The 21,117-nt window shown below is 39.2% G+C and carries 13 protein-coding genes; 11 read left to right on the top strand and 2 right to left on the bottom strand.

All coding sequences use genetic code 11. The features are described from left to right. Window positions 1–91 precede the first annotated feature (91 nt). From AC625_RS24170 to AC625_RS24155, 4 genes are all read left to right on the top strand, one after another. A complete protein-coding gene (locus AC625_RS24170) occupies window positions 92–1,432 on the top strand; it encodes an ArgE/DapE family deacylase (protein WP_049683973.1) in 1,341 nt (446 codons plus the stop codon). A 297-nt stretch (window positions 1,433–1,729) separates the two neighbouring features. Next, window positions 1,730–3,226, top strand: a complete 1,497-nt coding sequence (locus tag AC625_RS24165; protein ID WP_049683972.1) for an NCS1 family nucleobase:cation symporter-1 — start codon at window positions 1,730–1,732, stop codon at window positions 3,224–3,226. 390 nt (window positions 3,227–3,616) lie between these two features. Further along, window positions 3,617–5,758 (top strand): hydantoinase/oxoprolinase family protein, encoded by a 2,142-nt coding sequence (locus AC625_RS24160; RefSeq protein ID WP_049683971.1) that lies wholly within the window; start codon window positions 3,617–3,619, stop codon window positions 5,756–5,758. Window positions 5,759–5,764: 6 nt separating this feature from the next. Continuing rightward, window positions 5,765–7,564 (top strand): hydantoinase B/oxoprolinase family protein, encoded by a 1,800-nt coding sequence (locus AC625_RS24155; RefSeq protein ID WP_049683970.1) that lies wholly within the window; start codon window positions 5,765–5,767, stop codon window positions 7,562–7,564. Between the two features lie 84 nt (window positions 7,565–7,648). Here the strand turns inward: AC625_RS24155 and AC625_RS24150 are convergent, their stop codons facing one another. Further along, the gene (locus AC625_RS24150; protein ID WP_049683969.1) at window positions 7,649–8,491 is read right to left on the bottom strand and encodes a helix-turn-helix transcriptional regulator; all 843 of its coding nucleotides are present in this window, start codon (window positions 8,489–8,491) and stop codon (window positions 7,649–7,651) included. 112 nt (window positions 8,492–8,603) lie between these two features. On the opposite strand from AC625_RS24150, the gene fabF reads away from it, so the two are divergent. After that, window positions 8,604–9,839 carry a beta-ketoacyl-ACP synthase II gene (fabF, locus tag AC625_RS24145; RefSeq protein WP_049683968.1) on the top strand — a complete coding sequence of 412 codons (1,236 nt, stop codon included), beginning with the start codon at window positions 8,604–8,606 and terminating at the stop codon, window positions 9,837–9,839. 192 nt (window positions 9,840–10,031) lie between these two features. Here the strand turns inward: fabF and AC625_RS24140 are convergent, their stop codons facing one another. Beyond that, on the bottom strand, window positions 10,032–11,741 hold the full coding sequence (locus AC625_RS24140) for a PucR family transcriptional regulator (RefSeq protein ID WP_049683967.1): 1,710 nt from the start codon (window positions 11,739–11,741) through the stop codon (window positions 10,032–10,034). 508 nt (window positions 11,742–12,249) lie between these two features. Here AC625_RS24140 and AC625_RS24135 point away from each other — a divergent pair. The 6 genes from AC625_RS24135 to AC625_RS24110 all read left to right on the top strand — a co-directional run bounded on the left by AC625_RS24135 (window position 12,250) and on the right by AC625_RS24110 (window position 20,768). Then, window positions 12,250–13,551, top strand: coding sequence for an MFS transporter (locus tag AC625_RS24135; protein WP_049683966.1), 1,302 nt, complete (start codon window positions 12,250–12,252; stop codon window positions 13,549–13,551). Between the two features lie 211 nt (window positions 13,552–13,762). Beyond that, a complete protein-coding gene (locus AC625_RS24130; RefSeq protein WP_049683965.1) occupies window positions 13,763–15,001 on the top strand; it encodes a M24 family metallopeptidase in 1,239 nt (412 codons plus the stop codon). A 403-nt stretch (window positions 15,002–15,404) separates the two neighbouring features. Next, window positions 15,405–16,817, top strand: coding sequence for an amino acid permease (locus tag AC625_RS24125; RefSeq protein ID WP_049683964.1), 1,413 nt, complete (start codon window positions 15,405–15,407; stop codon window positions 16,815–16,817). Between the two features lie 181 nt (window positions 16,818–16,998). Continuing rightward, the gene (locus AC625_RS24120; RefSeq protein WP_049683963.1) at window positions 16,999–17,778 is read left to right on the top strand and encodes a creatininase; all 780 of its coding nucleotides are present in this window, start codon (window positions 16,999–17,001) and stop codon (window positions 17,776–17,778) included. Window positions 17,779–18,017: 239 nt separating this feature from the next. Next, window positions 18,018–18,587, top strand: coding sequence for a DeoR family transcriptional regulator (locus tag AC625_RS24115; RefSeq protein ID WP_049683962.1), 570 nt, complete (start codon window positions 18,018–18,020; stop codon window positions 18,585–18,587). 219 nt (window positions 18,588–18,806) lie between these two features. Beyond that, window positions 18,807–20,768: a primary-amine oxidase gene (locus AC625_RS24110; protein ID WP_049683961.1), complete on the top strand. Its 1,962-nt coding sequence runs from the start codon at window positions 18,807–18,809 to the stop codon at window positions 20,766–20,768. Window positions 20,769–21,117 lie beyond the last annotated feature (349 nt).

Below are 21,117 nucleotides of genomic sequence, written 5' to 3'. Positions count from 1 at the left end.
TCGCTTTTTCAATATGATACAAATCTAGTAAGCCCATCAATTATGATTAGTTTCTTGTAAAGTACTAAATAAAAATTTAGGAGTGTTGGAAATGGAAATTTTGTTGTCAAATGGAGTACGTCAAAGAGTGAGTGCGTATATGCAACAGAATCGTGAAGAATTAATAGAAGGACTGCGGAAGTTGATTCAAATACCTAGTGAAACTGGGTATGAAGGACCTGTTCAAGAACATATCAAACAAATTATGTTAGGGCTCGATCTGGAAGTAGATACTTTCACTGCTGATGCAGAAAAAGTTAGACGTCATCCAGAATATACGGAGTCAGAAGTAGAACGTCTTGTAGGGTTTAAAGGTCGTCCAAACGTAGTTGGTAAATGGGATGGGACCGATCAAGATCGATCGCTTCTACTATTTACTCACGTTGATACAGTACCAGTAGGAGACTTGGTCCACTGGAACTATTCACCACATGAAGGAGTCATTGAAGATGGATTGATGTATGGCCGAGGAACAGCTGACAATAAAGGTGGTTTTGGCTCCCTCCTTGCAGCATTAGGAGTGATTAAAGAATTAGGATTGAAACCAAAAGGAGCGATTACGGCTATTTCGGTTGTCGACGAGGAAGTAGGAGGTGCCGGGGGAGCAGTAGCGATGACACAGTATCTTGAAGAACAGGGATTTAAAGCGGATGCATGTATTTATCCACATCCATTAACAACGGGAGCAGGACCTCAGATCGCTTGTGCTGGTGGATTAATCTTTAAGATAAGAGTGACAGGAGTAGCTGCTCACAACTTAAACGGTCAAGTTGGAATTAATGCAATTGGTAAGGCGATGAAAATCTATGATGCACTAATTGATTTAGACAATAAACGGGTAGAAACTGTTAGCTATGCTCCATTTGAACGTTATTTCGCTGCTAGTGGCATGCAAGTTCGTTCTAGTAATTTAACTCCAGCGATGATCAATGCTGGTCAATGGGCGTATAAAGTTCCAGCTGAATGTGAGTTAACGGGGACAATTGGCTATCCACCAAATGAAACACTTGAAGAGGTAAAAGCTCAAATTGAGGAAGTTGTAAATCAAGTGGCTGATGCTGATGAGTGGCTATCCAAAAACCGACCGGAAATCACGTATGAATGGCATACAAGTCCAGCTGAGATAAGTCCTGATCATCCTTTTGTTCAGATGGTTAAGTCCAATATTGATGAAGTGGTTGGTAGAAAAACAGAAATCTTCGGAATGCCGACATTTAGTGATATACGTTTTCCACTCCTTTACATGAATATGCCTGCCATCATCTATGGTCCACAAGGTGGAAATCTTCACGGTTCAGATGAATGGGTAAATGTCCAAGATTGGTTAGATTGTGTTGAAACGAATGTTTTAAACATTTTAGAATGGTGTGGCTACGAAGAGGTCACAAAGTAAACATAGAGACGAAATGGTTTGAGACATTTATCCAAGAGACAAGACTTCACTCCAAAATGGGGACAATCATATTAAAGGAGTGAAGTCGTTTTTTATGAATCGAGTCGTTTAAATAAGCGGTTACTGAGTAAAGAATTACAAAAATTTTGCCCAGTCCCTCTCTTTGAAAATAAGCAACCACGAACTCCTATATGTAAGCTTAAGATTTTCGCTTTATTGTAAGCGCTTAATATTAAGGAGGAACTTTTATAAGACTTGTTCCGTGAATCATATAAAATTTAAAGGAGTATTAGGAATATGGCTGTGAACCAACCTAATTTTCAAGAAGAGACGGTAAATTCTCTTAGTAATCATGATTTGTTACCAGTACGACCGGAGGAGCGGACTTGGAAAACTCAAAACTTTGCATCTATGTGGATGGGGGTTATTAATAATATCCCGACATATGCAACAATAGGAGGATTAGTTGTTTTAGGGTTTTCCCCATTGCAGGTTATCATGATCATATTTATTGCTTCAATGATCCTCTATGGAGCTTTATCTCTTAACGGTCATGCGGGGTCTAAATATGGAATACCATTTCCAGTACTCGTGCGGACTTCTTATGGAATCAAAGGTGCAAATGCTCCAGCGTTATTACGTGGAATCATTGCAATCATGTGGTTGGGTATTCAAGCGTATGCAGGAAGTGCGGCGTTTAATATCGCGATTACACTTCTTTGGCCAGGTTTTGCTTTTCTTGGTGGGGACTGGACATTTTTAGGGATTGGGCTTCCGGGTTTACTCTCCTTTGTATTGTTTTGGTCCATGCACTTTTTAGTGTTAAAGAGAGGGATGGAGTCCCTCAAGAAATTTCAAGCGTTTACCAGTCCGTTAGTATATATCGTATTAATCGGCTTGCTCTGGTGGGCGATTGATACGGCAGGTGGGATTCAACCAATATTTACCCAAACTGGAAAGTATGAGACATTTGGAGAATTAATCTTTCCATTTATCGGTGCAGTAGCAGGTATAATTGGAATTTGGTCAACGTTAATATTGAATATACCGGACTTTACTCGATTTGCTAGATCTCAGAAAGATCAAATAAAAGGCCAGTTATATGGGTTGCCAGTTACGTTTACTATATTTACAGTTGTTACAGTTGCAGCAACATCTGCAACGACAATCGCTTTTGGTAACCCGATTGGAGATATCATCGTTACTCTCCAACAATTCGATAGACCGATTGTTATTGCAATCGCAGCTCTTATTCTTTCAGTAGCTACAATAACAGTGAATGTTATTGCGAATCTGGTTTCACCTGCTTATGATTTAGCGAACTTATTTCCGAAGTGGATTAGCTTTAAAACGGGATTTTATATAACGATGGTGGCTGCTCTATTTACAGTGCCATGGAAATTGATGGAAAATGCTGATGCGATCTTTACTCTTCTTAACTTAATTGGAGGAGCGCTTGGTCCAGTAGCCGGTGTAATGATTGCCGACTATTATATGATTCGTAAAAGAAAGCTTAATATAAACGATATCTATTCTTTAAAAGGGGAGTACACGTACTGGAAAGGGTATAATTATAGAGCATTTGTAGCAACCGGGTTTGGGGCAACAGTCGCTTTAATTGGGGCATTTGTTCCTTCGTTAAAAGGACTGTATGATATCTCATGGTTTTTAGGAGTCATTCTTTCCTTTTTCGTTTATATCGGTTTTATGCGTTTGCACCCTCCTGTCAATAATCAGGAAGAGAACAATCAATTGGAAGACATGACGAAAGGAAATATGAAAACGGGCAATTGATAGAGCCAATTGTTGCATAAATGATATCGATATGTATAATTAAAATTTATTGAAAATTCAGTATATAGTAAATTGGTAATAAGATAGAATGTATCTATGCACAAAGAATTGGTGAATTTTTGTAAAATCGAACTCAAGTATAAGCATCTTGTCTACATGATGATCGCTAGATTTTGAAACTAAGATGACTATGTACTATGTCTAGGGGGAGGATCTGCGAGTATTGGTCCAGGGATTGAAAGAATCCTGACAATAAGTACAATACAAAAATTAGATCTAAATATTCAACATTTTTGTAAACGGCTTACTGTATTTGAGAGATTGTTTCATAGAAAAAGGTAAAAGCGCTTTATAATTCTGATGAAGTAACAAAGAAAAGGAGCTGGTCGCATGGTTCGAATAGGCGTTGACGTTGGTGGTACATTTACTGATTTAATACTTGTGGATGAATTAACGAATCAAATTCACGTACACAAGGTTCCAAGTACACTTGAGGATCAGTCGATAGGCGTGATTAACGGTATCCAAAAACTGTGTGAAAATGCTAATGTTCCTATGACAGATATCGATTATGTGCTTCATGGCACAACAGTAGCTACGAATATTACCATTGAACGTAATGGAGCTGTAGTTGGGATGTTAACGACGAAGAACTATCGGGACATTTTGCATATTGCGCGACATAAAAAGACAGAGAATTTCTCCATCCAGCAAGATCTCCCTTGGCAAGCAAACCCACTAGTATTACGCCGAAACCGTATTCCTATTACTGAAAAGCTGCAAGCTCCAGACGGTCGAGTAAAAGTACCGATGAATGAAGAAGAAGTTCGTCAAGCGGTTGAAAGACTCAAAAAATCTGAAGTGGATATTATTGTTGTATCATTCCTCTTTTCCTTCTTAAATGATGAACACGAACAACGGGCAAAGGAAATCGTAAAAGAAATGTGGCCGGAAGTGCAATGTTTTACCTCTAGTGAAATTGCCCCTCAAATGCGAGAGTATGAAAGATTTAGTACAGCAGCAATGAATGCCTACGTAGCGCCGCGCGTCAGCCGATACTTAAGTCACTTATCTAGTGCTTTGGACGAGGCTGGAGTTAAAGGAGATCTTCATATTATGCAATCTTCTGGTGGAATGGCCACTAGTGAAATGGTGACAGAAAAGCCAGTCACTTTGTTAAAGTCTGGACCATCGGGGGCTGTTTTAGCTACTGCTTGGTGGGGAGAGTTGGAAGGTGTTCCTAATTTAATTAGTGTTGATATTGGCGGAACGTCAGCGGATATTTCTGTTATTCCAAATAATACGCCGAAAATTATCAATCCACGTGATGCCGAGGTAAACGGCTACCCTGTATTGGTTCCGATGATTGATGTGGAAGTGATTGGTGCTGGTGGCGGTTCAATTGCTTATATCGATGCTGGCGGTGCATTTAGGGTAGGGCCGAAGAGTGCGGGTGCTCATCCTGGACCAGCTTGTTATGGACAAGGAGGAGAAAATCCTTGTGTGACAGATGCCAATGTAATTCTTGGACGACTTGATCCGGAGCAGTTTCTAGGAGGAGATCTTCAACTACATTCTGAATTGAGCTTTAAAGCGGTTGAGGAGAAACTCTGTCCTAAGCTCAACATGTCAGCGGAAGAGGCGGCTCTTGGTATCTTGAAGATTATTAACAACTTTATGGCGCTTAGCATCCGTGCAAAATCTGTAAGTAAAGGAATCGATCCACGTGAATTTGCTTTATTTGCAGCAGGTGGTGCTGGACCACTTCATTCTGTTGATTTGGCGGAAACGATAGGCTGTAATCTTGTTATTGTTCCGAATTATCCAGGGATTAGTGCAGCAACAGGTCTCTTAGTAGGTGACATTAAATACGACTTTATTAAATCGAATATTAGTCGTCTTGACAATATAACAGATGAAACAATCGACTCGATGAATGCAGATTTACAGGAACTTGAGGAACAGGCTTATACTCAATTGATTAAAGATGGCATTAAGCCTGATGATATTTTGATCGAGCGCATTGCCGAGTGCCGCTATGCTGGACAAGGATTTGAATTACGTGCATCCATTCCAGAAGGGATACTGACTGATCAATCTATAGAGACGATTCGTCAAAGATTCGATGAATCACATGAGGAAGAGTATGGTCATCATTTTCCGAACAATGTTGTGGAGCTGATTACATTACGAATCGTGGCAATTGGAAAAACCCCTTCATTAACTTTACCGAAATTAGAAAGTGGTAACCGAATCAATCCAGAGGCTGCCTTTATGTATGAGCGAGAAACTGTATATGAGGTAAATGGAGAGATTAAACGTTTCTCAACTCCTCGTTACGATCGAAGTAAATTATTAGCACATGACTTAATTCAAGGACCAGCAATCATTGTCCAACGTGATACGACAACTTCGATCCCACCTCATTGGCAAGCGACTGTATCAGATAATGGCACATTATTTGTCGCTTCAAAAGTGACACAGGGCGGCGCAGCAGAATCAGTAGAAAAATATTTCTCGAAGGTGAGGTAAATAGATATGACTATTAATCACATGAGCTCTACTGTTATTCAAAATAAAATAGATCCTGTGACCTTGCAAGTAATCGGTGGAGCATTAAAGACAATCGCAAAAGAAATGGCGCATGTTATGTACCGGATGGCTTATTCATCGCTTATTCGCGAATCTGAGGACCTTGGAGCAGGAGTTTTTGATATTTTTGGTAATACATTAGCTGAGGCGGATTCTACCCCAATGCAATTAGGTTGTTTACCTGGGTATATTCGAGGTTTCCAAGAAAAACTGGGGGATAATCAACATCCAGACGATATTATTTGGAATAATGATCCTTATGCCGGAGCTTCTCATTCTCCAGATGTTGCTTTATGTCAACCGATATTTTATAAAGGAGAATTGGTCGGATATGCGGGTGCAACTGCCCATCATTTAGATATGGGTGGGGCACAGCCTGGGCTGATGGTTGATGTACCGGATGTGTATGCTGAAGGCTTGATTTTAAATGGCGTCAAACTATATGACAAAGGGGTACGGAATGAAACCCTAATTGAAGTTATTCGTCAGAATGTTCGGACACCAAATGAAGTCATTGGAGATTTAGAAGCGCAAGTTGCAGCCTGCCGATTAGGGGTTAAACGTTTCATTGAGCTGATGGACAAGTACGGGAAGAACACAGTGCTTTCAGCTTGTGAAGAGTTAATGAATTACTCTGAGCGGATGATGCGAAAAGAAATTGCCAAAATTCCCGATGGTGTCTATGAGGCAGAATCTTGGTTGGATAATGATGGACGTCATCTAGATATACCTCTTAAAGTACATGTGAAACTGACAAAACAAGGAGAAGAACTGGAAGTAGACGTTTCTAAATCTAGTGATCAAGTTTCCACGGCCTTTAATGTAGCATATTCCGGCGCTCTTTGTGTAAGTGTTCATAGTGTCTTGCGTTCCATCTTTTTAGATACATTTATGACGGAAGAAGATGTTCCAGCGAATGAAGGAGCGTTTCGCCCGATTAAAATTACAGCACGTAAGGGAAGTATTTTTAATCCGATTAAACCGGCGGCTTTATTTAGCCGTGCCAATCAAGTAAACACAGTAGCAGACTTAATTATTAAAGCACTAGCACCGATTATCCCGAATCAGACATGTGCAGGTAGTTCAGCCAATATACAATTTGCTTCGTATGCGGGACTGGATGAAAACAATGAATACTGGGTGTATATTGAAGTCAATGAGGGGTCTTATGGTGGCCGACCAGGTAAAGATGGCATGGATGCTGTAGATTTTAGCTCATGGAATACGATGAATAACCCAATTGAAGATCTTGATATGCATGTTCCTCTCGTATGTGAACAATATGAACTTCGCGAGGATACAGGGGGAGCTGGAAAGTGGCGAGGTGGCCTAGGGATCGTAAGGTGGAACCGCTTCTTAACCGATGGCTTTATGACGATGGAAGGGGACAAACATACGGTACGACCGTGGGGGTATAACGGTGGACTTCCTGGAACGAGCGCAAATCTAATTAAAAATCCAGATCGTACAGCTGAGGAACTTCCGTCTAAACTTAACGGATATCGCTTCCAAGCTGGAGAATCGGTGCAGATCTTAGTCCCATCTTCTGGAGGATACGGGGATCCACTTGAACGACCTGCAGAGCAAGTGTTTGAAGATATATTAGATGAAATTGTCTCAGTTGAAACAGCCTATAGAGATTATGGAGTTGTCATCTCTGATATGGAGCTTGATATTAGAGCTACAGAAATAAGACGAGAAGAAATGAGAAGCACGCGAGGCGATTTGCCAGTCTATACTCAATAAGGTTTTTAAGGGATAAGCAAGCAGCCAATTGTCTGTCAAAGGACACGTTGGCTGTTTTTCCTATTCAAACAACGAATCTAGTTTTTATAGATTATTTTCAATTAAGCGTTTTAATTTTTCTTCTGTGCCAGTGTGATCAACCGGTGTATAAACACTGCATCTTAAGTCGAGATCCCCTTGTACTTGTAAAGAGGTGAGACTAAATACCATTTTACCGGCTTTGGCATGCCGAAATTCAATTAATACTTCTGGAGCCGAGCTCACTTCGCCCCGATTCCATAGTTCTTGAAATTCCGGAAAGCGTTGTTCCATTTCTTCAATGAACTGTGAATACCAATTGTCAGCAAAATATTGTCCATAATACGTCCGAAAAATGGCAAGAAAACCTTGTACAAAATGATCCCAATTCACTGCCAAACTCTTAAATTCTTTTCTTTCAAATAATAATCGAATCAGATTTCTCTCTTCTAATGGAATCGTATCAAAATCCAAAAATACGTGTGCTGCTGCTTGATTCCAGCCAATAATATGGCAATGTCTGTCTGAAATAATCGTTGGGCAATATTTGAGCTCCTGTAAAATTTTATTTAAAGAAGGGCTGATTAATGTTTTATCTTCCAATGATAGCTCGTTATTGATCCCTTCTTCCAAAGCCAATGCGAATAAATATTTTTTTTCATCTGGCTTTAATTGCAATGCATTGGAAATAGCTTCTAATACGGAAGTCGATACTTTAATATCTCTCCCTTGCTCCAACCACGTATACCACGTTGTACTTACAGAAGCTAATTGAGCCACTTCTTCCCTTCGTAGGCCAGGCGTTCTTCTTCTTTTACCGAACGGCAATCCTACCATATGTGGATGGAGTTTGGAGCGCCGCGTTTTTAAAAACTCTGATAGCGCTTGAAGTCTAGTATCTGAATTCATTATCCTACTCCTTTTTTTAATGTAGTGTAAATTATACCAGGATAAACAACAAATTGTAATAGGATAAAAAACAGATAAAATTAGAATAAAGACGAGATGAGGAGGAGTTTAAATGAAGCGAGTAGTCATTACTGGAATGGGTGTTATTTCACCTTTAGGGAATGATATTGATACGGTTTGGGACCATTTATTGAAAGGTAAATCAGGAATTTCATTCATTGATACGTTTGATGTATCCGATATAAAAACGAAAATAGCTGGTAGTATTCGGGATTTTGATGCTGAAGGAAGATGGGGGCGTAAAGAAGCGCGACATATGGATCGCTTTTGTCAATTTGCACTAGCTGCAGCTGAACAAGCTCTAAACCATTCACAATTACAGCTGGATAAACTAGATCGAGAGCGGTTTGGAGTATATGTTGGTTCAGGAATAGGGGGCATTAATACGTTTATTGAGAATGTTAATGTGTTAAATGAACGAGGACCGGGAAGAGTAAGCCCTAGCTTAGTGCCGATGATGATATCTAATGCGGCCGCAGCTCAAATAAGTATTAGATTTGGTGCATATGGTCCATCTATGTCGCCAGTAACTGCATGTTCAATTGGTAATACGTCCATTGGGGAAGCGTTTAATGTGATTCGAAATGGTGAGGCGGACGTGATATTTGCAGGTGGGTCAGAAGCAGCCATTACGAAATTATCTTTGGCGAGTTTTAGAAATGCAACCGCTTTATCAACTAGAAATGAAGAACCATCTTTAGCAAGTCGACCATTTGATGTGAATCGTGATGGATTTGTGATGAGTGAAGGAGCGGGGATCCTCGTGCTAGAATCACTAGAACACGCATTAAAACGCGATGCTCTGATCTATGGGGAAGTAATCGGATATGGAGCAGGGTCAGATGCGTATCATATGGTAGCCTCACATCCGGAAGGAAGAGGTGCTTATTCAGCTATGAAAAGTGCCTTGAATAAGGCAAATATAGCTGCAAATGAGGTAGATGTTATAAGCGCTCATGCAACGAGTACGTATGTAGGCGATATTTCTGAAACATTGGCGATTAAGAAATTGTTTGGGGATCATGCTTATCAAGTGCCGATTACAGCTAACAAATCGATGCTCGGTCATATGCTCGGAGCTGCTGGTGCGGTTGAAGCTATTGCTCTAGTGAAAAGTTTAACAGAAGGACTTGTACCACCAACGATCAATTTAGAGACTGCCGATCCGGAATGTGATCTAGATTATGTATCAGAAGGTGCACGGAGAGCTGTGTTAAATATCGGCATATCTAATTCATTTGGCTTTGGAGGTCATAATTCTGCGATTGTATTGAAAAAATATGATTAAATGATGCAACAGGTTGTCCCAAAACGGCTGAGCTAAATCTACTATCAACTACTATTAAACGGTGTATAGAACATGTTAGTAGCTTGTTTTGGGACAATCTTGCTTTGTTAGAATTTATTTAATGAGCAGCAAATATGATGATCACTTTTATCCGATATCCTCACAATGTGTAATTTATTTTCTGCGAAGGATTTACATAATAGAGTGCGGAATCTTTTCCTCTTTATTTTCATCGATATCTGTTTCTAAAGTGGGTCCGTGACTTTGATTCGCAAGCGATTCAAGAGTTAAAGCGATTTGGATCCAAAATTGGCACTTTGAAGAAGATAGGCTATCTCCCAAATGCTGTTCAATCCGGTCAATTCTATAGCGTAATGTGTTTCGATGAATATGTAGAGCTTTTGCCACGATTTCTCGATTATAGTTATGAGCGGCGAGACATTTTAGTGTTTCATAGAGCACCAAACCTCGTTCAGAAAGAAGTTCATCAGGTAAAATTAAATTGCGAAATTCTTGAGCTTTCGTAGAATCCATCCCTCTATAAAGAAGTAGCTCTTTCCGTGATTCTTCAGCAAAATAGGCTCCACCTGCAGGATCTGAAAACTGAACAAGTGGAGTCAAAGATTTTGCCTCCTGATAGCTTTCGACTATGGAGAGCCAATCTTCCTTCATTTCACCAAATACAAGAACTGGAATGATTTGCTTATAAATCCTTTGCACATGACTGTATAAATCTTTTAAATGGGCTTTAATGACCGAATATTCAAGACTAGAGGAGATCAATAATGTTAATCGACCTTCATATACCTCACAGAAGCCGTCAATCCCTTCTGTTTGGTTAATCCACATTGTACATTCATTACTCAAAAAATCCATCTCTATAGATAAGCTAATAGGTATCTCCTTTTTTCCAGGAAGGACAAAACCTGCCATCCAGTTCTCGTTCGGAGCCAATCCAAGCTTGCGCACTCTATCTTCCATTAATATAGAGGCTGTTTTAGGATTTTCAAATAGTAATTCCATTAATTCTACTTTAACTTGCCTACTTGTTACCCCTACGACTTGTTGATTTAGGTGGATATCTAAAAGAATAGTGGCTGCATACTCAAGGGAATACTTATACGTTTCTACCAACTGCTGATCATGGTAGAGTAGCCAAAGAGTTCCAGAATAGTTCCCTTCAATGTGAAGTGGTATAGCTATTGCATATGGTAAAGTGTTAGTAGATACTTTGAGAGGATGTCCCTCTCTTAGAATCGATTCGTTTTCAGGCAAATTAGGATCCAAAAGTTCATGTAATATCTTGGATAAATGATCCATTACATTGGGGAGATTTATACGTTTTCCTCCTGTTGGAATGACTTTATTCAAAACTTTGTTCGTAGTGTCGGTGATGATAGTCGGACAATTAAAGTGCTGGGATAGGATATGACAAATATCCATACCACTATTTGCAACTCGTAATTCTCCGGCCAATTCTGAAGGAAGTTGGGTGGTCAATTCTTTTTTTCTAAACTCTCGTTTCATAATTTCTTGGTGAATGGATTGGGTTATTTTAATGAATTGCATGTGAAAGGGTACTTCTAAAATCGGGATTGCATATTTTTCACCAAATTCCAAAACGGATGGGGGACATTCATCTAAGTAACGGCCGGTTGCAAACAAAATACCGGAAATTTGATGCCGTAAAAAACCTTTAAGAAGTCTAGCTTCTGATGCTGGATCTTGAGGCCATACTTGTCCGCATGTCATAAGTAACTCTCCTCCTTCAAGGAAGTGTCTCATGTCATCATGATCAATAACGTGTGCCCAGCGGATTTTACGAAACAAACCTCTTTTTCCTGCACGAACTGTTACATTATCCTTCCCTGTTAGAAGTATTGCTTCTTTTACTGTGATCATTTAATTTCCTCCTTTGTGCAAATCATACAAAAAATGAGAAAAAAACATATAATTTTAAGCGCAATATCCAATTGTATTCAGATTTAATAGAATGATATCATTCTCATTATAAGACAGCGCTTACATTAAATCTATACAAAGTTTCCTAAAATTTAACAAATATAAACATCCACTTCTATTTCTGATTTTGGAATGAAGTGTTCAAAGTAAACAAGTATAGATAGAAGGTTTTTTATTAAAAAGGAATGGAGGTGCTCAGAAGATAGTTTTTATTCTGATCTAGCCGTAAAGCTACTTGTACTAATGATGTTAATAATGTGTCTGTGAGATTTTTGAGATAAAACCATTCATTGATAAACAACTGCAACGTTAGTATATTTTTTTGACCCTTATTGTAGTAATCCTGCCTTTGGAAGCAGAAATAAAAGATTTTTTAACTTTAATTTTCTGAAAGTTAAAAACTTTCTGAAATAACGAGTTGATTCCGGAAGACATGGAGGTAAAGTGAATGTCTATACAACAACAGGTAGAAAAGAACATAGAAAGTGAGAAAACACAAGCAACTGGAGTGAAACAAGCCGTTTTTGGGGCGGCTATCGGAAATTTGATCGAATGGTTTGATTATGCTTCGTATGGGTATTTGGCCACGATCATCGCTACAGTCTTCTTTGCTCCTGGTAACGAGAAGGCGGCATTGCTTGGAACGTTTGGAGTGTTTGCCGTATCCTTCATAGCAAGGCCTGTAGGCGGTCTGGTTTGGGGGCATTATGGGGACAAGCTTGGGAGAAAGCGTATTTTAACTCTAACGATCATTATGATGTCACTTGCAACATTTGCAATCGGGCTCATACCAAGTTATGCCACGATAGGCATTGCTGCACCACTGTTACTCTTATTGTGTCGTATCGTCCAAGGATTCTCTGCTTCCGGTGAGTATGCTGGAGCTTCCTTATTTATTGCGGAATACGCACCGGACTCCAAAAGGGGACTTCTTGTCAGTATGGTTCCAGCAAGTACTGCTGCTGGATTATTACTTGGAGCATTGACTGCGGTCCTTCTTCAGTACAATCTGACGCACGATGCTTTACATAGCTGGGGATGGCGTATTCCCTTTCTTATATCAGGACCACTAGGTTTATTCGCCCTCTATATCCGTATGAAGCTTGAAGATACGCCTGTTTTTACTGAGAAGGAGCACGGGGAACAACAAGAGCCGATTTTCAAGAGTGTTCGCCAGAATCGGAAGCAGCTTCTCGTTGCATTTGGAGTCATCTGTCTGAATGCAGTCGGCTTCTATATCATTCTCAGCTACATGCCAACTTATCTTGTTAATGAGTTGGGCTTTGACAGTATGAAGGCAATTCTTACAACCATTGTCTCATTAACAACATACGTAATTCTACTCCCATTCGTGGGTACACTCGCTGATCGGGTCGGCAGGAAGCCGGTACTTATTGGTGCTAGCGTACTGTTTATGCTATTTACTATTCCAGCATTTTTACTTCTTTCCCAAGGTGGGGTATCTGCCATATTGGCGCAAATATTACTTGGTGCCATATTAGCAGGGAACGATGGTGTGCTTGCTACCTTCCTATCGGAGATGTTTCCAACCTCTGTACGGTATACGTGTTTCGGATTGTCTTTCAATATGGGTAACGCTATTTTCGGAGGAACAGCTCCATTCGTTGCAACATTCTTGATTATTCAAACAGGTAACACCTTTGCTCCAGCTTTCTACTTGATGGCGGCTGCTTTCATCGCTTTCATCGCATTATTACGAACGAAAGAGACAGTGAACAAATCCATGTAGCAGGAAAAACGATACCTAGTTAAATATGAGAGAGTTGGTGCACCATGTAGCACATACTAAGTATTCATTGTTTTGAAGATTGCCGCATTTATCTCCTGAGCACACGTGATCCTACGTATTACAGTGAGCGCACTGGTCATTTTACCGATTGGTAATTTGAAAGAGTAATAGTAATGAGAAATAAAATTATGGAAAAGGAAAGGTGATAAACATGGTACAACAAATTACAGATCTTGAAAGAACAAAGATTTTACAAAACGGCGGCAAAAAAGTACAATCTACTTTTTCAAAAGAAGAAATGACTCGTCGTAATACGAATTTACGCCAATATATGGCCAAATCGGGAATCGATGCGATTGTGTTCACTTCTTACCATAATATTAATTATTATAGTGACTTCTTATATACATCTTTCAACAGATCTTATGCGCTTGTTATTACGCAAGACAAGCATGTAACAGTGAGTGCCAATATTGATGCCGGTATGCCATGGAGACGCAGTTTTGATGAGAATATTGTCTACACGGATTGGAGAAGGGACAACTATTTATATGCTGTGAAAAAGATCTTAACAGAATCAGGCTTTACGCGTGGACGTATTGGCATAGAAGATGATCATTTGACGCTAGTTTTACGTCGTCAGGTGCAGGATGCCCTGCCAGAGGCAGAACTCATAGATATCTCCCAGGATGTCATGAGACAGCGAATGTTTAAGTCTGGAGAGGAAATTGATCTGATTAAAAATGGAGCCCGTATTGCAGATATCGGAGGGGCTGCTATTGTCGAAGCGATTCGCGAAGGCGTACCAGAATACGAGGTAGCTCTCCAAGGTACAGAAGCGATGGTACGCGAAATTGCTCGTACGTACCCTCATGCTGAACTGAGAGACACATGGGTGTGGTTCCAATCTGGCATCAACACGGATGGAGCGCATAACTGGGCAACTTCCCGCAAGTTACAACAAGGAGATATTCTGAGCCTAAACTGTTTCCCGATGATTGCTGGATACTATACAGCCCTTGAACGCACATTGTTCTTGGAAGACGTATCGGATCGCCATCTTGAGCTATGGGAAATCAACTGTAAAGTACACAGACGTGGCCTTGAATTGATCAAACCAGGTGCTAGATGTATGGATATTGCTGCTGAATTGAACGAAATCTACCGTGAGCACAATCTTTTAGCGAACCGGACTTTCGGGTACGGACACTCATTCGGTGTACTGAGCCACTATTACGGTCGTGAGGCAGGATTGGAGCTTCGAGAGGATATCGAGACCGTACTAGAGCCAGGTATGGTCGTGTCGATGGAGCCAATGATCATGGTTCCAGAAGGAGAAGCAGGAGCTGGTGGATACCGTGAGCACGACATTCTTGTCATTGGCGAAAACGGTGCAGAGAACATCACTAGATTCCCATTTGGTCCAGAATATAACATTATAAAAAAATAATTCACTCGTATCTTTACAGTATTTACGAAAATCAATTTTAGATAAGCAGCTCCCAGCTGCGGGATACTATAAGGTTGGGAGCTGACTATAAATGATTCATGAAGGTTCCTTCATTACGATCAAATAATATTAAGCATTGAAGCAGAAACTGACGGATTCATTTGATTTTTAGTTAAGTTAATTTGAAAAGAACAAGCCAATAAGTCTATGTATATAGCACTATAATAAAAAGAAATTCATTAAATCTCATAAGTGTACGGTTTAATTGAAGAGTTCTCAGCTAATAGTGAAATGATGATCCTAAATTAAAAATTCTACTTAGATATGCTTAGTGGATTACACTCACAATAAATTCATTTACATTTGTGTGATAAATAATCTCTTTAAAAAGGAGCTTTCTAATATGAATAAAGAGGCAAAGCTGCAGAAAAGTCTGAAGATACGACACTTGATGATGATCGCATTTGGCGGATCAATTGGCGCTGGCTTGTTTGTAGGCAGTGGTGCCATTATCCAAATTACGGGACCGGCAGCGGTCTTTACAGCATTAATGGCTGGGATTCTAGTCATTCTAGTGATGAGAATGCTAGGAGAAATGGTTGTTGCAAAGCCTTCACTAGGTTCGTTTTCAGATTATGGACGAGAGGCAATGGGAAATTGGGCCGGTTTTACTGTAGGATGGTTGTACTGGTACTTCTGGGTAATCGTCATTGCTGTTGAAGCAATCGCTGGTGCTGCGATATTGAAAAGTTGGATCTTTCCTAATATTTCACTTTGGCTATTAAATCTATTATTGCTTATAGCACTAACAATAACGAATATTTTTTCGGTTAAAGCTTTCGGTGAATTTGAATATTGGTTTTCATTGATAAAAATTGTTGCGATTCTTTTGTTCTTAGGTGTTGGTGGGGCATATGTTTTAGGATTTTTACCAGGTACAACAATGGACTTTTCTAACTTGACGGCACACGGTGGATTCGCACCTCTTGGTTCAGCTGCAGTATTTATCGCTGTCGCCACGATTATTTTTTCCTTCGTTGGTTCTGAAATCGTCACGATTGCGGCCTCGGAGTCAGCTGAATCTGAAAAGGCAGTGGTAAAAGCGGTAAACTCTGTTATTGTTCGGATTATGACGTTCTATGTAGGCTCTGTATTTTTAATTGTTACGATTGTTCCGTGGAATGATTCTCAAGCGCTTACAAATCCTTACGTTAGTGCCCTCCAAATTATTGGTATACCTTATGCTGATAAAATCATGAATTTAGTTGTGGTTACAGCCGTGCTCTCTTGTTTAAATTCAGGCATATACACAGCATCTCGAATGTTATTTGCTTTAGGAGATAAAGGAGATGCTCCAAAGTGGATGATGAATGTGACGAAGAGAGGAGTACCATTAAATGCGATCTTGACCTGTACAATATTTGGTTTCATTTCCGTGATCATGGCTTTCATATCACCGGAAACAGTGTTTCAATTCTTGCTAAACTCTTCTGGAGCCATTGCTCTTTTTGTCTACCTGCTGATTGCTGTTTCTCAATTGATACTTCGCAAAAAAATAGAACGTGAAACGCCAGAACGTCTGAAGCTACGTATGTGGGCCTATCCATACTTGACCATCGCATCGATCATAGCAATGGTTGCCATTATTGTAAGTATGGCGTTTAGTGCGTCGACCCGTTCACAGTTAATATTAAGCTTATTGAGTGCGATGGTTGTTATTCTCCTTTATGTGATTAAAACGAATATTTCTCGGAAGAGAGCAGCCAAAAATGCTTTGAATGAGGAATTATCTGAAGTAGATGTTAAAGCGAAATAACATCGATGAAGATCACTTGTGGTGGGGGAGAGTAGACCTCTCTCTCCCCCTTAATAAGCAGGTGCAGGAATTATGTGAACATCCAATCAACTAATCACAGATAGAAAACGTCAGTGAATTTTTTATAATGGCTACTTAAAGTGATATTTTAATAGATTATTATTTTGGAGGCGAGTTAGAAATGAATAAACATCTACTAGCAAATATGACTTGGCAAGAATATCAATCTAAAATCAAAGATAGTATTTTAATTTTACCAATTGGGTCGACAGAACAACATGGCCCACACTTACCACTGGGTGTCGATGCCATGCTAGCTGAAAACATGAGTTTAGCGATTGCGGAAAAAATAAATGCTGTCGTCGCCCCTACTGTATCGTACGGTTATAAGTCCTTGCCTGCTAGTGGTGGCGGACCTATGTTTCCAGGTACGATTGATTTGAAAGGAGCTACTGTCGTTTCTTTAGTATCTGATTTATTGGAAGAGTTTTTACATGACGGCTGGAAAAAGATATTGATGGTAAGTTGTCATTATGAAAATGAAGCCTTCCTTGCTGAAGCAGCAGATCTTATTATGAGAAATCGAACAGATGAATTCCCTAAAATTCTACTTACGAATTGGTGGGATAATTTAGATGAGAGTATCATGCCGCAAATATTTGATGAAATAGAATTCCCAGGATGGGCTTTAGAACACGCCGCCATTACAGAAACGTCGATGATGATGCATTTTGCCCCAGAGCTTGTGCGTGAAGAGTTTATCATAGATGAAGGAATGGAAGGTCCACCTACCTATCAATGTTTTCCGCCATCGCCAACATTAATTCCACAATCAGGTTGCCTTCATACGGCAAGATCCAGTACGGCTGAAAAAGGGCGATTAATTGTTGGAAATTCTACACACAATATTGTTTCTTTCTTAGAAAAGGAATTTTTCGCAAAAGTGGAAATCACAGATTGACGAACTATTGCATCTAAAACGATGAGGCTTTCCTTAGGGGAGTCTCTTTCTATTTTAACTAAATTTTACACCTGTTTGTTATAGTTCAACATTTCTTTCCGTTTTTTACAATGACGAATCCGAACAATTAGATAATATAAGAATGAACAAAAACCTAAATTCTATTTAACTCAAACTAGGGGTTTGAGGATATTATAAAACGAAGATCATGAATTATTGAAAATGAACGGAGGGCTAAGATGTTGCCGTTAGAACGAAAACAACAAATTTTAACATGGTTAGAAGAAGAAGAGATGTTGAAAATAACGGAAATTGGTAAAAGGTTAAATGTATCTGTCATGACCGTCTATCGTGATTTGAAACAGTTAATTGAAGAACAGAAAGTAATCAAAACATCAAATGGAGTGATGTATACACCAGAGAGCGATGTGACATCTAAAAATTGTTCGTATTGCAATAAGCATTCAAACAGCAGATTATCTGTACAACTCGTCAAAGTAAATAATCGAATCGAACATACTTGTTGTGCCCACTGTGCTTTGCTTCGATACCAAGATATAGAAGAAAGAGTTTCACAAATTATTTGTTATGACTTTTTAAAAGAAACAACGATAAGTGCCAAAATCGCGACTTTTTTGTTTAATGCAGATATACAACTGAATCAATGCCAGCCGCAAGTGCTTATTTTTGAATCTATTAAACAAGCAAAGCAATTTCAATTAGGGTTTGGCGGCGATATATATCAATTTAAAGAAGCGATTGAAATGGTTAACCAGGTCATGTCAGGTAAAAGTTGCCATATTGGTTAAAAAATCTGATTTTATTTTTTTGAGGGTTAAAAAGGTTCCGATTTTTACAATTCATGAAACAATGACTCCGTTATTATCTAGTTATAACAATCGTTCCTTCCTAAGCACGTTAACAAATGATAGTTTCAGCCTAGTGCTGAAGTCTAACGGTTCAGAGGAAGTTACAAAATTAGTAGTTTGTATAAATAAAATATAACTAGATGAAACGGAGGATATTGCATGGAAACTCAAGAACAGGTGTTAAAAAAGGTTGCCCACCCTCTAGAACCACTAACAGGTGAAGAAATTACAAGAGCTGCTGCAATTGTAAAAGCGCAAAAGAACTTAAATGAGAGTGCCCGATTTGAACAAATTGGATTACACGAACCTCCAAAAGATGTTGTTTTAAACTTTAAAGAGGGAGATCCAATTAATAGGGAAGCTTTTGCCATTATAATTAATAGAACAGATAGCACTACACATGAGGCTGTTATATCTCTTACAAATGAAGAAGTGATTTCTTTTAAACATGTTCCAGGTGTTCAGCCATCATTCCTTCTTGAAGAATATTCTGAACTAGAGGCACTAGTAAAGAGTCATCCTGACTTCCATGCAGCTCTTAAAAAGCGCGGTATTGAAGATCCAAATTTAGTTATGGTTGATCCTTGGTCTGTTGGATACTTTGGAATCGAAGAAGATGAAGGAAGAAGACTGTTACGTGCCCTATGTTTTGTTAAAGAATATCCTGAAGATAATGCATATGCGCATCCACTTACAGGTTTACTTCCAGTTGTTGATATGAACAAAATGGAAATTGTAAGAATTGAAGATCATGGTGTACAACCAATTGCGCCTAAAAACGCACTTTATAAACCTGAACTAAATGATGAAATCAATGTACGTACAGATCTAAAACCGTTAGAAATCGTTCAGCCAGAAGGTCCTAGCTATACAGTTGAAGGACATAATATCAAATGGCAAAAATGGGATATCCGTATTGGATACACAGCTCGTGAAGGACTTGTTCTTCATACAGTAGATTATGAGGATAAAGGAAAGAAAAGACCAGTTCTATATCGTGCAGCTTTATCAGAAATGGTTGTTCCTTACGGGGATACAGATCCTGCTCATAACTGGCAATGTGCGTTTGATGCTGGTGAATACGGAATCGGTCAATTGGCAAACTCTTTAGAGCTAGGCTGTGACTGTGTCGGTAACATTCACTATTTTGATGCTGTAATGGCTGATAGCCAAGGTGGCGTTCATCGAATTCCTAATGCAGTTTGTCTTCACGAAGAAGATGCTGGAATCGCATGGAAGCATACAGATTGGAGAACAGAAGATGTAGAAGTACGCCGTTCACGCCGTCTTGTTATCTCATTCTTCACAACTGTTGCAAACTACGATTATGGATTCTTCTGGTACTTCTATACAGATGGAAGAATTGAACATGAAGCGAAGTTAACAGGAATTCTGAATGTTGGTGCACTAGGAGAAGGCGTAAAAACAAGATATGGATCAGAAGTTGCGCCGCAAGTCTTTGCGCCAATTCACCAACATATCTTTAACTACCGTATTGATACGCATATTGATGGTCAAAAGAACTCTGTTCAAGAAACGAATACAGTTGCGACACGACCTGATGAAAACAATCCAAATTTAAATGGTTTCTACCATGAAACAACAACATTTAAAACAGAATTGGAAGCACAGCGTAAAATGAACCTTGAAACAGGTAGAGGATGGAAAATTATTAATCCAAACTCTAAGAACTTTATTGATCAGCCTGTTGCATACGAACTAGTACCTGGTGAAAACGCTTCTCCATTCTTAAATGAAGAGTCAAGTATTATGAAACGTGCTGGATTTATTAAAAATCACTTGCATGTTACACAATTTGACAGTGATCAAATGTATGCTTCTGGAAAATATCCAAACCAAAATAAAGGCGGAAGCGATAGCTTAGAGCATTATGTAAAAGCGAACCGCTCAATTGACAATGAGGATATCGTTGTTTGGTATAACATGTCTGTTCACCATATTGTTCGCCCTGAAGATTGGCCAGTAATGCCAGTTCACCATATCGGATTCAAATTAAAGCCTCATGGTTTCTTTGACGGAAACCCAGCGTTGGATCTTCCACGTTCAATTAAGAGCGAAAGCAAGAGCTGTTCTAATACTGAAAGTAAAAGCTGCCATTAAGAAATAAAAAGTCGCGTGAAAAGGGAATTGATTACAATTCCCTTTTCACCTTCTTATTACAGAGAGTGTGCGATCGTCTTGTTTAATGTAATCCCTCTTTTAGTATTTTTTATGAAGTTAAGGCCAATTTGGAGGAAAATAAAGAATATGACTGGCATGATAGTTGTAATGGTATTATGTATGAGGAGCAGCTTAATAATCACTTAAATTATCTGAATTTTCTGTTAATTAATCTAACTATCTACTTTGATTTCTATGAATGATAGCCAGATTATCAGCTATTTAGCTGGGAGGCGTGTTAGCTATCGTACATTGTGCCAATTATTAATATGGAATTGAAGAAAGACAA

The sequence above is a fragment of the Peribacillus loiseleuriae genome (genome assembly GCF_001183985.1).
In the GTDB taxonomy this organism is placed as follows: domain Bacteria; phylum Bacillota; class Bacilli; order Bacillales; family DSM-1321; genus Peribacillus; species Peribacillus loiseleuriae.
Note: the sequence above shows the minus strand (reverse complement) of the source record. Positions and strands in the feature narration are given on the sequence as shown.